The sequence below is a fragment of the Streptomyces sp. ALI-76-A genome (assembly GCF_030287445.1).
In the GTDB taxonomy this organism is placed as follows: Bacteria; Actinomycetota; Actinomycetes; order Streptomycetales; family Streptomycetaceae; genus Streptomyces.
On sequence record NZ_JASVWB010000002.1, the window covers coordinates 2185536 to 2200002 of the forward strand.

The 14467-nt window shown below is 71.3% G+C and carries 13 protein-coding genes; 7 read left to right on the top strand and 6 right to left on the bottom strand.

The features are described 5' to 3' along the window. Window positions 1–153 precede the first annotated feature (153 nt). The 6 genes from QQS16_RS10790 (at window position 154) to QQS16_RS10815 (ending at window position 7480) form a co-directional block, all read left to right on the top strand. Window positions 154–918: an IclR family transcriptional regulator gene (locus tag QQS16_RS10790; protein WP_286061400.1), complete on the top strand. Its 765-nt coding sequence runs from the start codon at window positions 154–156 to the stop codon at window positions 916–918. 393 nt (window positions 919–1311) lie between these two features. Continuing rightward, on the top strand, window positions 1312–2106 hold the full coding sequence (locus QQS16_RS10795; protein WP_286061401.1) for an MIP/aquaporin family protein: 795 nt from the start codon (window positions 1312–1314) through the stop codon (window positions 2104–2106). 74 nt (window positions 2107–2180) lie between these two features. Then, window positions 2181–3719 carry a glycerol kinase GlpK gene (glpK, locus tag QQS16_RS10800; RefSeq protein ID WP_286061402.1) on the top strand — a complete coding sequence of 513 codons (1539 nt, stop codon included), beginning with the start codon at window positions 2181–2183 and terminating at the stop codon, window positions 3717–3719. Window positions 3720–3738: 19 nt separating this feature from the next. Beyond that, window positions 3739–5355, top strand: coding sequence for a glycerol-3-phosphate dehydrogenase/oxidase (locus QQS16_RS10805; protein ID WP_286061403.1), 1617 nt, complete (start codon window positions 3739–3741; stop codon window positions 5353–5355). Between the two features lie 255 nt (window positions 5356–5610). After that, complete coding sequence (locus QQS16_RS10810; RefSeq protein ID WP_286061404.1) at window positions 5611–6282, top strand: FadR/GntR family transcriptional regulator; 672 nt, start codon at window positions 5611–5613, stop codon at window positions 6280–6282. Window positions 6283–6451: 169 nt separating this feature from the next. Then, complete coding sequence (locus QQS16_RS10815; protein WP_286061405.1) at window positions 6452–7480, top strand: PAC2 family protein; 1029 nt, start codon at window positions 6452–6454, stop codon at window positions 7478–7480. Between the two features lie 90 nt (window positions 7481–7570). Here QQS16_RS10815 and mshC read toward each other — a convergent pair whose 3' ends face one another. The 4 genes from mshC to QQS16_RS10835 all read right to left on the bottom strand — a co-directional run bounded on the left by mshC (window position 7571) and on the right by QQS16_RS10835 (window position 11063). Continuing rightward, window positions 7571–8800, bottom strand: a complete 1230-nt coding sequence (mshC, locus tag QQS16_RS10820) for a cysteine--1-D-myo-inosityl 2-amino-2-deoxy-alpha-D-glucopyranoside ligase (RefSeq protein WP_286061406.1) — start codon at window positions 8798–8800, stop codon at window positions 7571–7573. A gap of 92 nt (window positions 8801–8892) precedes the next feature. Continuing rightward, window positions 8893–9723: an SCO1664 family protein gene (locus QQS16_RS10825; protein WP_286061407.1), complete on the bottom strand. Its 831-nt coding sequence runs from the start codon at window positions 9721–9723 to the stop codon at window positions 8893–8895. Next, window positions 9687–10277, bottom strand: coding sequence for a DUF3090 domain-containing protein (locus tag QQS16_RS10830; RefSeq protein WP_286061408.1), 591 nt, complete (start codon window positions 10275–10277; stop codon window positions 9687–9689). Before QQS16_RS10830 ends, QQS16_RS10825 begins: the two co-directional genes overlap by 37 nt. Before the next feature lie 99 nt (window positions 10278–10376). Further along, window positions 10377–11063: a histidine phosphatase family protein gene (locus QQS16_RS10835; protein WP_286061409.1), complete on the bottom strand. Its 687-nt coding sequence runs from the start codon at window positions 11061–11063 to the stop codon at window positions 10377–10379. Window positions 11064–11125: 62 nt separating this feature from the next. Here QQS16_RS10835 and corA point away from each other — a divergent pair, with 62 nt between their 5' ends. After that, entirely contained in the window at window positions 11126–12121 is a 996-nt protein-coding gene (corA, locus tag QQS16_RS10840; protein ID WP_286061410.1) for a magnesium/cobalt transporter CorA, read from the top strand. A gap of 51 nt (window positions 12122–12172) precedes the next feature. Here the strand turns inward: corA and QQS16_RS10845 are convergent, their stop codons facing one another. Together QQS16_RS10845 and QQS16_RS10850 are read right to left on the bottom strand one after the other, a co-directional pair. Beyond that, complete coding sequence (locus tag QQS16_RS10845) at window positions 12173–12961, bottom strand: ferritin-like domain-containing protein (protein WP_286061411.1); 789 nt, start codon at window positions 12959–12961, stop codon at window positions 12173–12175. A gap of 259 nt (window positions 12962–13220) precedes the next feature. Next, on the bottom strand, window positions 13221–14276 hold the full coding sequence (locus tag QQS16_RS10850) for an LLM class F420-dependent oxidoreductase (protein WP_286061412.1): 1056 nt from the start codon (window positions 14274–14276) through the stop codon (window positions 13221–13223). Window positions 14277–14467: the final 191 nt, after the last annotated feature.

A 14467-nucleotide genomic window follows, 5' to 3' on the forward strand; every position in this document is an offset into this window, starting at 1 on the left:
GACGGGCCGGCGGCACGCGGGATACGAGTGACGCAACGGATGTGTACCGACCATTAGCGAGAGGTCGGCATGGACCGGTAGTGTTCGACATTGCCGAACGGCGGCAGCGGACGTCGCGAGTGCGCGGCCGAAGGGGACGGAGGCAGGACGGCGATGGCACGGAACATCCAGTCGCTGGAACGCGCGGCCGCGATGCTGCGGCTCCTCGCCGGCGGCGAGCGGAGACTCGGCCTGTCCGACATCGCCTCGTCCCTGGGCCTCGCCAAGGGCACCGCGCACGGCATCCTGCGCACCCTCCAGCAGGAGGGCTTCGTCGAGCAGGACGACGCCTCCGGGCGCTACCAGCTGGGCGCCGAGCTGCTGCGCCTGGGCACCACCTACCTCGACGTGCACGAGCTGCGGGCCCGCGCCCTGGTGTGGACCGACGACCTGGCCCGCTCCAGCGGCGAGAGCGTGCACCTGGGGGTGCTGCACCAGCAGGGCGTGCTGGTCGTGCACCACGTCTTCCGGCCCGACGACAGCCGGCAGGTGCTGGAGATCGGGGCCATGCAGCCCCTGCACTGCACGGCCCTGGGCAAGGTCCTGTCGGCGTACGACCCGGTCGCGCACAGCGAGGCGCTGGAGAGCGACCGCAAGGCCTTCACCGACCGGACCGTCTGCGAGCTGGACGACTTCGAGCACATCCTCGACGTCACGCGCGCGCGTGGGTACGCGGCGGACGTCGAGGAGACCTGGGAAGGCGTGGCCTCCATCGCCGCCCCCATCCACGACCGGCGCCGCATGCCGGTGGGCGCGGTCGGCATCACCGGGGCCGTGGAGCGGCTGTGCCGGGACGGCGAGCTGCGCCAGGAACTGATCGCGGCGGTGCGGGACTGCGCCCGCGCGGTGTCGCGGGACCTGGGCGCCGGGCGGTTCTGAGCGGCGCGGGACCGACCGCGGGGCGCGGCACCGAGCGGGCGCGCTCCCGCGTCGGCCCGGGCGGTGCCAGGGCGACGCCGGGCAGCCCGCAGCCCCGCCCCGACCAGGTACTCCGACGAGCGGCACCCGAGGGGCCGGTGCGCCACGGGGCGTTCCGGCCCCTCGTCGTGTGCCGGGACGCCCCCGTGTCCGGGGCGGCGCAAGATCGATAGCAGACGGCAATCAATAACGATCGGGTTTTCGATAACCAAACTCTTGACGTGCCTGTAACCCCGGAGCAAGACTCCCGTCCATCGGTCGACATTGTCGAACACCGACCGGCAATAGGCGTAGAGTGTGACAACGCCAAGGGCCGGCAGCTCTTCCCCTGGACGAAGGACAAAGGAGTCGCGGGTGTCCAGCTCCGACATCTTCATCGGCGAGACCATCGGTACCGCCATACTCATCCTGCTCGGCGGCGGCGTCTGTGCCGCCGTCACGCTGAAGGCCTCCAAGGCCCGTAACGCCGGCTGGCTCGCCATCACCTTCGGGTGGGGTTTCGCCGTCCTGACGGCCGTATACACCTCCGCGCCGCTCTCCGGCGCCCACCTCAACCCGGCCGTGACGCTCGCGATCGCGATCAAGGACGACGACTGGAGCAACCTCCCGGTCTACTGGGCCGGACAGTTCCTCGGCGCGGCGATCGGCGCGGCCCTGGTCTGGGTCACCTACTACGGCCAGTTCCACGCGCACCTCACCGACCGGGAGATCGTCGGCGGTCCGGGCGCGCAGGACACGAACGTCAAGGCCGTCGAGGCCCAGGAGAAGGGCGCCGGCCCGGTGCTCGGCGTCTTCTCCACCGGCCCCGAGATCCGCGTCGTGTGGCAGAACCTCGCCACGGAGATCATCGGCACCGTGGTGCTGGTGCTCGCCGTCCTCACGCAGGGCCTGAACGACAGCGGCAAGGGCCTCGGCACCCTCGGCGCCCTGATCACCGCGCTGGTGGTGGTCTCGATCGGTCTGTCCCTGGGCGGACCGACCGGCTACGCGATCAACCCGGCCCGTGACCTCGGTCCGCGCATCGTGCACGCCCTCCTGCCTCTGCCCAACAAGGGCGGCTCCGACTGGGGCTACGCCTGGATCCCGGTGGTGGGTCCGCTGATCGGCGGCGCCGTCGCGGCAGGCATCTACAACGTCGCTTTTGCTTAGAACAGCGCTTCCGAGCACTTGAGCAGCAGTAGTAGAACCAGTCCCTCCCTCACGGAACCTCCCAGGAGCACACAGTGACCGACGCCCACACCGCCGGCCCGTTCATCGCCGCGATCGACCAGGGCACCACCTCCAGCCGCTGCATCGTCTTCGACCGGGACGGCCGTATCGTCTCCGTCGACCAGAAGGAGCACGAGCAGATCTTCCCGAAGCCGGGCTGGGTCGAGCACAACGCCACCGAGATCTGGACCAACGTCCAGGAGGTCGTCGCCTCCGCCATCGAGAAGGCCGGCATCACCCGCGACGACATCAAGGCCATCGGCATCACCAACCAGCGCGAGACCACTCTCCTCTGGGACAAGAACACCGGTGAGCCCGTCCACAACGCCATCGTCTGGCAGGACACCCGCACCGACGCCCTGTGCCGGGAACTCGGCCGCAACGTCGGCCAGGACCGCTTCCGCCGCCAGACCGGCCTCCCCCTGGCCTCCTACTTCGCCGGTCCGAAGGCCCGCTGGCTGCTGGACAACGTCGAGGGCCTGCGCGAGCGCGCCGAGGCCGGCGACATCCTCTTCGGCACCATGGACAGCTGGGTCATCTGGAACCTGACCGGCGGCGTCGACGGCGGCCGACACGTCACCGACGTCACCAACGCCTCCCGCACCCTGCTGATGAACCTGCACACGCTGGAGTGGGACGAGAAGATCGCCGAGTCCATCGGCGTGCCGCTGGCGATGCTGCCCGAGATCCGCTCCTCCGCCGAGGTCTACGGCGAGATCACCGGCGGCAAGCTCGGCGACCTGCTCGGCGGCATCCCGGTCGCCTCCGCGCTCGGCGACCAGCAGGCGGCCCTGTTCGGCCAGACCTGTTTCGCCGAGGGCGAGGCCAAGTCGACGTACGGCACCGGCACGTTCATGCTGATGAACACCGGCGAGAAGATCATCAACTCCTACTCGGGCCTGCTGACCACGGTCGGCTACCGGATCGGCGACGACAAGCCGGTCTACGCCCTGGAGGGCTCGATCGCCGTCACCGGTTCGCTGGTGCAGTGGATGCGCGACCAGATGGGCCTGATCTCCACGGCCGCCGAGATCGAGACGCTCGCGCTCACGGTCGAGGACAACGGCGGCGCGTACTTCGTGCCGGCCTTCTCCGGTCTGTTCGCCCCGTACTGGCGCCCGGACGCCCGCGGAGTGATCGCCGGCCTGACCCGGTACGTCACCAAGGCGCACCTCGCGCGCGCCGTCCTGGAGGCCACGGCCTGGCAGACCCGTGAGATCAGCGACGCCATGACCAAGGACTCCGGCGTCGAGCTCACCGCCCTCAAGGTCGACGGCGGCATGACCTCCAACAACCTGCTGATGCAGACGCTCTCGGACTTCCTGGACGCGCCCGTGGTGCGTCCGATGGTCGCCGAGACCACCTGCCTCGGCGCCGCCTACGCCGCCGGTATCGCCGTCGGCTTCTGGACCAGCACCGACGAGCTGCGCGCCAACTGGCGACGGGCCGCCGAGTGGACCCCCCGCATGGACGCGGACGCCCGCGACCGTGAGTACAAGAGCTGGCTCAAGGCCGTCGAGCGGACCATGGGCTGGATCGAAGACGAAAGCTGACGAGGAGTAAGAACCCGACATGACCAGTCAGTCCACCCTGCAGTCCGTACCTGCCCTCGGTACGCGCCCGGCCTTCGGCTCGAATCCGAGCCGAGCCGAGACCCGGGAGCAGCTTTCCAGGGCGTCGTACGACCTTCTCGTCATCGGCGGCGGCATCCTGGGCATCTCCACCGCCTGGCACGCCGCGCAGTCCGGCCTGCGGGTGGCCCTGGTCGACGCCGGCGACTTCGCCGGTGCCACCTCCTCCGCCTCCTCCAAGCTGCTCCACGGCGGTCTGCGCTACCTGCAGACCGGCGCGGTGAAGCTGGTGGCGGAGAACCACTTCGAGCGCCGTGCGGTCTCCCGTCAGGTGGCCCCCCACCTGGCGAACCCGCTCACGTTCTACCTCCCCGTGTACAAGGGCGGGCCGCACGGCGCGGCGAAGCTCGGGGCGGGCGTCTTCGCCTACTCCGCGCTGTCGGCGTTCGGTGACGGCGTGGGCCACCTGCTGAGCCCCGCGAAGGCCGCGCAGGACGTGCCCGAGCTGCGCACCGAGAACCTCAAGGCCGTGGCCGTGTACGGCGACGACCAGATGAACGACGCGCGCATGGCGCTGATGACGGTCCGCGCGGCCGTCGAGGCGGGCGCGGTGGTGCTGAACCACGCCGAGGTGAGCGGCCTGCGCTTCACCAACGGCCGGGTGACCGGCGCCGAGCTGCGTGACCGCCTGTCCGGCGACGAGTTCGGCGTGAACGCCCGTCTCGTCCTGAACGCCACCGGTCCCTGGGTCGACCACCTGCGCCGGCTGGAGGACCCGAACGCGGCGCCGTCCATCCGCCTGTCCAAGGGCGCCCACCTGGTCCTGAAGCGCACCTCCCCCTGGAAGGCCGCGCTGGCGACCCCGATCGACAAGTACCGGATCACCTTCGCCCTCCCCTGGGAGGACATGCTGCTGCTCGGCACGACCGACGAGGAGTACGAGGGCGACCCGGCGGACGTCGCCGTCACCGAGAAGGACACCGCCCAGATACTCGACGAGGCCGCGTTCTCCATCCGCGACCAGCAGCTCGACCGGGACCTCATCACGTACGCGTTCGCGGGTCTGCGGGTGCTGCCGGGCGGCCCCGGCAGCACGGCGAAGGCCAAGCGCGAGACGGTGGTGACCGAGGGCAGGGGCGGGATGCTCTCGGTCGCGGGCGGCAAGTGGACGACCTTCCGGCACATCGGCCGTACGGTCATGCAGAAGCTGGAGGCGCTGCCGGGCCACCCGCTCGGCGACGACTTCGAGCCCATCGCCTCGCTGCCGAAGAAGCTGCCGCTGCCCGGTGTCGCCAACCCGCGCGCCATCGCCCACCGGCTGCTGGTCGACAACCCGGCGTCCGGCCCGCGCATGGCGGCGGACACGGCCAGGCACCTGGCCACCCACTACGGTTCGCTGGCCTTCGACATCGCCCGGCTGGCCAACGAGAGCCCGGAACTCGGCGAGCGGGTGCACCCCGACGCCCCGGAGATCTGGGCGCAGGTCGTCTACGCCCGGGACAACGAGTGGGCCGAGACGCCGGACGACGTGCTGCGTCGCCGCACGACGCTGACGATCCGGGGTCTGGCGACGGACGACGTCCGTGCGAAGGTGTGGGACCTGCTCGACAAGAAGTAGGCGGTACGCCACCGAGGGGGCGGCTCCACGCCGACGGAGCCGCCCCTTCCGGGTGCCCGGTCGTCCGCCGGCCCGGTCGTCGGTGCCGGGTGGCTGATCGTGCTCGACGGGGCCGCGGTGATCGCCGGCCTGGAGCCAGTGCCCTGAACAGGCCCCATAATGTGGCCTGAGACATCCGATCACTGAGCGCAGGCGTGCCGGCTGGGTCCGTACCCGATGTCTGGGCACACGATGGGGCGACAGGGGAGGCCGGTCATGGCAGTCACCGACGAGGCGATCGAGAAGATCAAGGGCATGATCGTCTCCGGCGCGCTGCGCCCCGGCGACCGGCTCCCCAAGGAGAGCGAACTCGCCGCCGAACTGGGGCTGTCCCGCAACTCCCTGCGCGAGGCCGTGCGGGCGCTGTCGCTGATCCGGATCCTGGACGTACGGCAGGGCGACGGCACGTACGTCACCAGCCTGGACCCGCAACTGCTGCTGGAGGCGCTCAGCTTCGTCGTCGACTTCCACCGCGACGACACGGTCCTGGAGTTCCTCGCGGTGCGCCGCATCCTGGAGCCGGCCGCGACCGCGATGGCCGCCCTGCGGATCAGCGAGCAGCAACTGGACGCCCTGTCGGCCCAGTTGGACAAGCTCGGCGAGGCGCCCTCGGTGGAGGAGCTGGTCGCCTGCGATCTGGACTTCCACCGCGGCATCGTGCAGAGCTCCGGCAACTCGGTGCTGTGCTCCCTGCTCGACGGTCTGTCCGGTCCCACCACCCGGGCCCGGATCTGGCGCGGGCTCACCCAGGAGGACGCGGTCAGCCGCACCCTGCGCGAGCACCGGGCGATCCTGGCGGCACTGCGCGACCGGGACGCGGAGGCGGCCCGGTCCTGGGCCACCGTGCACATCGCGAGCGTGGAGCAGTGGCTGCGGTCCACGCTCTGAACCGCTCGTCGGCACGGGTGAGCGGACAGCTCGGATGACTTGGGAGTGTTCCGGGGTGGTGAACGGGGCAGTGATCCGTTCACTCCCCCGTGCAGGGGGCTGCGGGCGCCCCCGCCGCACGCCGTAAGGTTGGGTGGTCAAGCGAGGGCACGTCGGAAGGAGGCGCTGGGTGATCGAGCTCGAGGGGGTTCCCGAGCTGATCGACCCGGTCATGGTGGCCGCGTTCGAAGGCTGGAACGACGCCGGCGACGCCGCCTCCACCGCGGTCGCGCATCTGGACAGGGAATGGAAGGGCGAGGTGTTCGCGGCGCTGGACGCCGAGGACTACTACGACTTCCAGGTGAACCGCCCCACGGTGTGGCTGGACGGCGGTGTCCGCAAGATCACATGGCCGACGACACGGTTGTCGGTGGTCCGGGTCGGCGGGGAGAAGCCGCGCGACCTCGTCCTGGTCCGCGGCATCGAACCGTCGATGCGATGGCGCTCGTTCTGCAACGAGATCCTGGGCTTCGCGCACGAACTGGGCGTGGAGCTGGTGGTGATCCTGGGCGCCCTGCTCGGTGACACACCGCACACCCGTCCGGTGCCGGTCAGCGGGGTCACGTCCGACCCCGACCTGGCCCAGCGGATGGACCTGGAGGAGACCAAGTACGAGGGCCCCACGGGCATCGTCGGCATCCTCCAGGAGGCGTGCACCCACGCCGGCGTCCCGGCCGTGTCCTTGTGGGCCGCCGTACCGCACTACGTCTCCCAGCCGCCGAACCCGAAGGCGACGCTGGCCCTCCTCAACCGTCTGGAGGACCTGATCGACGTGCGCATCCCGCTGGGCGAGCTGCCCGAGGACGCGCGCGCCTGGCAGGTGGGGGTGGACCAGCTGGCCGCCGAGGACACCGAGGTCGCCGAGTACGTGCAGACGCTGGAGGAGGCCCGGGACACCGCGGAGCTGCCGGAGGCGTCGGGCGACGCGATCGCCCGCGAGTTCGAACGGTACCTGCGGCGCCGGGACGGCTCGGGTCCGGGCGGCCCGGGCGGGCCCGGCGGCTCGGGCGGTCACGCCACGGCGGACGGCAGCGACAGCACAGCCTACCTGCGGGACAGCCCCGCTGGACGGGCGAAGCACCCGAAGCCGCCGAAGCCGGAGACAGAGGCGGATGCAGGGGCGGATACGGACGACGAGGACCCGTCGCCGGAGAACTGAACGAGACACCGCGAGGGCGCCTTCTCCCTGGGGAGAAGGCGCCCTCGCGGTGTCTCTTCCGGCTTTTTCCGCCGTTTCTGTCTGCCGGTGCTACAGCGCCACGCCCAGCAGCGCGTCCACCGCCCGCGACACCACACCGGGGGCGCCCTCGTCCGTGCCGCCCCGCTCCGCCTGGAGGGCCACCCAGCGGTCCACCGCGGCCAGTGCGGCCGGGGCGTCGAGGTCGGCGGCGAGGGCCTCGCGGATCTCCTCGACGAGCGCCTCGGCGGACGGGCCGTCGGGGCGGGAGACGGCGGCCCGCCAGCGGCCGAGGCGGTCCAGGGCGTCCTGGAGGACCTGGTCGGTCCACTCCCAGTCGGCCCGGTAGTGGTGGGCGAGCAGCGCCAGCCGGATGGCGGCCGGGTCGACGCCGTCGCGCCGCAGCTGCGACACGAAGACCAGGTTGCCCTTGGACTTGGACATCTTCTCGCCGTCCAGGGCCACCATGCCGGCGTGGACGTACGCCTTGGCCATCGGGAACTCGCCGGTGAGCACCTGGGCGTGGGAGGCGCCCATCTCGTGGTGCGGGAAGGCGAGGTCGGAGCCGCCGCCCTGCACGTCGAAGCCCATCCCGAGGTGGTCCAGGGCGATGGCCACGCACTCGATGTGCCAGCCGGGCCGGCCGCGGCCGAGCGAGGCACCGTCCCAGCTCGGCTCGCCCTCGCGGGCGGACATCCACAGCATCGGGTCGAGCGGGTTCTTCTTGCCCGGCCGGTCGGGGTCGCCGCCGCGCTCGGCGGACAGCAGCCGCATGGCGGCGGCGTCCAGGCGGGACACCGAGCCGAAGTTCGGGTCGGACTCGACGGAGAAGTAGACGTCGCCGTCGAGTTCGTAGGCGGCGCCCGCGTCCCGCAGCCGCTCGACGAGCGGCACGATCCCGGGTATCGCCTCCACCGCGCCGACGTAGTGCCGCGGCGGCAGCATGCGCAGGGCGGTCATGTCCTCGCGGAACAGGGCCGTCTCCTTGTCGGCGAGGGCGGCCCAGTCGATGCCGTCGCGCTGCGCCCGCTCCAGGAGCGGATCGTCGATGTCGGTGACGTTCTGGACGTAGTGGACCTGCCGCTTGGTGTCGAGCCACACGCGCTGCACGAGGTCGAACGCGTTGTAGGTCGCCGCGTGACCCAGGTGGGTCGCGTCGTACGGCGTGATGCCGCAGACGTAGATACGGGCGACGGGACCGGGGTCGAGGGTGACCACAGCACCGGTCGCGGTGTCGTGGATCCTCAGGTCGCGGCCCTGACCAGGCAGGGCGGGGACCTCGGAAGCGGGCCAGGCATGCATGTCATGAGCCTAACCGGACGGATGTTCCGTATACGAACCGGACCGGGCCAGTTGACCGGTAAGGCGCTCTTGCGCGCTTGGACAGTGTGCCGCTAGACGGGCGGCCAGGGGATGGCCGGCCACTCCCCGCTCGGTTCCGGGTGCGTCCCCAGGGCCAGCAGCGCGTCGACCCGCGCGCGGGTGGCGTCGATCTCCGCGGCGGTGATCAGCCCGGCCAGCCGTGCCGTCAGCGCACCGGACTCCCCGAGCGCCTCCCTGAGCCCCTGGAGCACACCGACCGCCTCGCCCGTCAGCGGTTCCCCGGCCCAGCCCCACAGCAGCGTCCGCAGCTTGTTCTCGGCGTTGAAGGTGACGCCGTGGTCGATGCCGTACAGCCGGCCCCCGGCGGCGGGCAGCAGATGACCGCCCTTGCGGTCGGCGTTGTTGATCACGGCGTCGAGCACGGCGAGCCGGCGCAGCCGCTCGTCGTCGGCGTGCACGAGCAGCGCGGTCCGCCCCTCACCGACCTCGGCGAGGCCGACCGCCTTCCAGCCCTCGCCGGGCTCCTCGCCCTCCACCAGGGCGAGCAGTCCGCTCTCGGGCGTGACCTCGATCCACAGCTGGCACATGCCCTCGCCGTACGGCCCGTCGCGCAGCACGGTGGGCGGTACGAGCCCCCAGCCGGTCGCCTCGGACACCTCGTACGCGGCGACCTCGCGCTGGGCGAGGGTCCCGTCGGGGAAGTCCCACAGGGGCCGCTCCCCGGCCACCGGCTTGTAGATGCAGGCGGCCTCCCGGCCGTCCTGCGAGACCGTGCAGTACAGCGCCGCGTTGGACGCCTCCCGGATGCGGCCGCGCACGGTCAGCTCGCCCTCGGCGAGCAACCGGGCCGACCGCTCCGTGTCGGTCACGCCCCGCGGCGGTATCCGTTCTGGCGCGGACATACGTGTCCTTCCGGGTCGAGCGGGAGGCTGCACAGCGGACACGGCGGCCGCCCGGCGTTGACGACGTCCAGGGCACGCTTGGCGAAGGCTCTCGCCTGCGCGCCGGTGAGCCGGACCCGCAGCATCGGCGGACCGTTCTCCTCGTCCTGGAGCAGCCGCTCCTCGGCCTCGGCGAGGTCCTCCTCGGAGTCGGCGTCGAGCTCCACGAGGGCCTGCGCCTCGACGATCATGCGCTGCTCCTCGCCGTCCCAGGCGAGGGCCATGGTGCCGACCCGGAACTCCTCCTCCACGGGGGTGTCGAGGGGATCCATGTCGGCGACTTCGGTGGGCACCACGGCCGGGACGGGGGCGCTGCCGCCACTACGGCGTACGACTTCGTCCAGCAGTTCGTCCATGCGCTCGGCGAGCGCCGCGACCTGGGTCTTCTCCAGGGCCACGCTGGTCACCCGGGAGCCGGCGATGGCCTGGAGGAAGAACGTACGGCGTCCGGGCAGCCCGACCGTACCGGCCACGAAACGGTCCGGGGGGTCGTAGAGGAACACCTGACGGGACACGTCCTGTCTCCATTGGAATCGTGAGTACGTGCGTCTGTACGGGAACGTCCGTGCGTGAACGTGCTTGTGTGAACCGCTTCACCCTACTGCGCCCGACGATCACGGTGCGCCCGCACCGCCCCCGACCGGGGCGTCCTCGGCCGGCGGCTCCTCGCGGGGTGCGAGGGACGCGAAGTCGCCGGTGTCGCCGAGGCGGAGGAGAAACGGCCTCAGGCGGGTGTAACGGATCGCGGTGATGGAACACGGTTCAACAGAAATCCGCTGGAAGAGGTCGAGATGAAGTCCGAGTGCGTCCGCCACGAGCGACTTGATGATGTCGCCGTGGGAGCACATGAGATAGACGGCGTCGGCTCCGTGGTCACGCTCCACGCGCGCGTTCCACTCCCGCACCGCCTCGGCGGCCCGGGTCTGCATCGCCCGCATCGACTCACCGCCGGGGAACGCGGCCGCCGAGGGGTGCGCCTGCACCACCTCCATCAGCGGCTCGCCGGTGAGCTCGGCGAGCTTGCGGCCGGACCAGTCGCCGTAGTGGCACTCCCCGATCCGTTCGTCGGTGTGGGCGGTGAGGGCGGGCCGGGCCGCCAGCAGCGGCTGAAGGGTCTCCTGGCAGCGCTGAAGCGGGCTGGTGACGACCTCGGAGAGCGGCAGCTGGGCGAGCCGGCCGGGCAGCGCGGCGGCCTGCGCGGCACCGCGCTCGTCCAGGGCGACGCCGGGCGTCCAGCCGGCGAGCAGGCCCTCGGTGTTGGCGGTGGATCGTCCGTGCCGGACGAGGATCAGCGTGGGCATGCGGCCCAGCGTAGGCGTCCGGCGGAAGGCCGGAGTCGCCGGGAGACGGGAGAACACACTCAGTGATCGTCGACTGTGCCATCTACCGGGACGGAAACCGGACGGCGGGTCCCGAGGACCTGTCCGACGCCCTCGCCGAGGCCCGGGCGGCGAGCGGGTTCGTGTGGATCGGGCTGCACGAGCCGTCCGAGGAGGAGTTCGACCACGTCACCCGGGAGTTCGGGCTGCATCCCCTGGCGGTCGAGGACGCCCTGAAGGCCCATCAGCGGCCCAAGCTGGAGGTCTACGACGACTCCCTGTTCATGGTCCTCAAGCCGGTGGCCTACGAGGCGGAGACCGACACCGTCTCCACCGGCGAGGTCATGCTCTTCCTCGGCGACTCCTTCGTGGTGACCGTCCGTCACGGCGACGGCTCTCCGCTGGGCACCGTGCGGCGCCGGCTGGAGCAGGAGCACGAGATGCTCGGCAAGGGACCCACGGCCGTGCTGTACGCGGTCGCCGACGCCGTCGTCGACCACTACCTCGACGTGGCCACCGAGTTGCAGACCGACCTGGAGGAGCTGGAGACGGAGGTGTTCTCGCCGGACGGCGGCGGTTCACGGAACACCGCGTCCCGCATCTACAACTTCAAGCGGCAGATCCTGGAGTTCCGCCGGGCCGGCGGACCGCTGGCACTGCCGCTGACCCGGCTGGCGGGCGCGGGGGGATTCGGCGGGGCGGTGCCGTTCGTCAACGACAAGGCGCGGCCCTTCTTCCGGGACGTGAACGACCACCTCACGCGCGTGAACGAGTCCGTGGAGGGGCTCGACCGCCTGGTCTCCGACATCCTCTCCGCCCATCTCGCGCAGATGAGCGTCCGGCAGAACGACGACATGCGGAAGATCTCCGCGTGGGCGGCCATGGCAGCGGTCCCCACGATGATCGCGGGGGTCTACGGCATGAACTTCGAGCACATGCCGGAGCTGCGGTGGGAGTGGTCGTACCCGGCGGTGATCGTGGTGATGGCGGCCCTGGAGGTGTTTCTGTACCGGCTGTTCAAGCGCCGGGGCTGGCTCTAGGCGGGCGAGCGCGGGGGCTGTGGCCGGGTGCGGGGCGGGTGCGGCCCCGGGTCAGGCGAACTCGGGGGCCGAGGCCACGGGGCCGCCCAGGGCGTCGCGTCGCTCCGGCATCCTGAGGGACACCATGCGACGCCAGCCACCGAGCCGCTCGTACGCGTACAGCGCGTGGATGCCCGCCGCGAGCGCCGCCGACTTGGCCTTCGGCCAGCCCAGGAGGCGGCCCATGTGGTCCATGACCGCGAGGCTGACGTCCCGGTAGACGCGGATCTCGGCGAGCGCGCACGCGCGCAGCGTGCGCTGGATGAGCCGTCCGTGCCCGGCGGCCGCGAAGCGCAGCAGCTCCTCGTGGGTGTACGCGAGGTGGTTGTCCTCGTCGGCGGAGATCATCCGTACGGCCCTGCCGACCTCGGGGTGGTCCGCGAAGTACCTCCGCAGCATCACCATCTGGTCGGCGGCGCGCTGCTCGGTGACCCGGCTGTGCGCCAGGTACGTGATGATGTCCGGCAACGTGAGCGGCTGGTCGGCCTTGAGCTTCTCGTGCGCGAGGCCGATGCCGTCCTTCTCCAGCAGCATCGTGTAGTCCGTCTCGGGCGGCACCTCGACGGGCTGGAGGCCGCGCTTCCTCAGCAGGGCGTTGAAGATCCGGCCGTGCTTGTCCTCGTCGGCCCCGTGCCGGGTGATCTTCGGGGCGAGAGCACGCTGGCTCTCCGGTACGAGCGCCGCGATCCGCGCGTTCTCCCAGCCGCCCTGGGACTCCCCGCTGGCCGCGATGGAACAGAAGAGCTGGAACGACCCGTCGTTGTCGACGATCTCCTGGAACAGGCTCTTGGCCGAAAGCATCGTTGGCACCTCTCTGCAGGGCTCCGCAGAGAACGAGTCAAGTCCGAACGAAGGGGGGCGGCAACACCTGTGTCGGACAACTCCGCCAAAAGAATGACACCTGGGGCCGCGTGCGGGCGTAACCGCACGGACTCCGGCGCGTTGTGCTGCGTGACGGCCGTGGCGGGGAAGACCCCCGAGCCCCCACCACGGCCGCGGAAACCTCCGGTGGTGCCGTGCGCGCCCGGTGCCGCTCGTCCGGTGCCGGGCGCGTCGCCGCTCATGCCAGCCCGGACCGCTCCAGGGCCTCGGTGCCGGCGCGGAGCGAGGCCAGCCGTTCGTCGAGGGTGAAGCCCGCGGGGGCGAGGCTCAGGGTGGTGACCCCGACCTCGGCGTAGGCCTTCATCCGGTCCGCGATGCGGTCGACGGAGCCGAGCAGGGTCGTCTTGTCGATCAGGTCGTGCGGTACGGCCGCGGCCGCGCCCTGCTTGTCGCCCGACAGGTAGTTGTCCTGGATCTCGGCGGCTTCCTTCTCGTACCCCATGCGCCGGGCCAGCTGGTTGTAGAAGTTCTGCTTGGGGCTGCCCATGCCGCCGACGTACAGCGCGGTGTACGGGCGGAAGGTGTCGGCGAGGGTGGTGACGTCCTTGTCGTCGCCGACAGCCAGGGGCAGGGTCGGGCAGACGTCGAAGCCGTCCAGGGTCTTGCCGGCCTTCTCGCGGCCGGCCCGCAGGTAGGAGATCGCGGTGTCCTCGAGGTGGTCGGCCGAGGGGAAGATCAGCAGGGCGCCGTCGGCGATCTCACCGGTCTGTTCGAGGTTCTTGGGGCCGATCGCGGCGATGTAGAGCGGGATGTGCTCGCGCTCCGGGTGCACGGTGAGCTTGATGGGCTTGCCGGGGCCGCCGGGAAGGGGCAGGGTCCAGTGCTCGCCCTCGTAGGACAGGCGCTCGCGGGTCATCGCCTTGCGGACGATCTCGACGTACTCGCGGGTGCGGGAGAGCGGCTTGTCGAACTTGACGCCGTACCAGCCCTCGGAGACCTGGGGGCCGGAGACGCCGAGGCCGAGGCGGAAGCGGCCGCCGGAGAGCGAGTCGAGGGTGGCGGCGGTCATCGCGGTCATCGCCGGCTGGCGGGCCGGGATCTGGAAGATGGCCGAGCCCACGTCGATGCGGTCGGTCTGGGCGGCGACCCAGGTGAGCACGGTGGCCGCGTCGGAGCCGTAGGCCTCGGCGGCCCAGCAGACGGCGTAGCCGAGGCGGTCGGCCTCCTTGGCCACGGCGAGATTGTCCGCGTCCATGCCGGCACCCCAGTAGCCGAGGTTGATCCCGAGCTGCATGCCGAATCCCCTTACCGATCAGTAACGTCCTTGCGGGAGACCTTAGCGCGTGCCCGCGGCGGCGGCGGGCGCGGTGCGCCGCCCGCGACGGCCCGTGCCCCGCACGCTCGGGCCGTCCGGCACCCGAGGCTGGGGAAACTGGTTGTCCACAGGCCCCCACACGCCAGGTTCCGGCCAGTAATCTCGGCGTT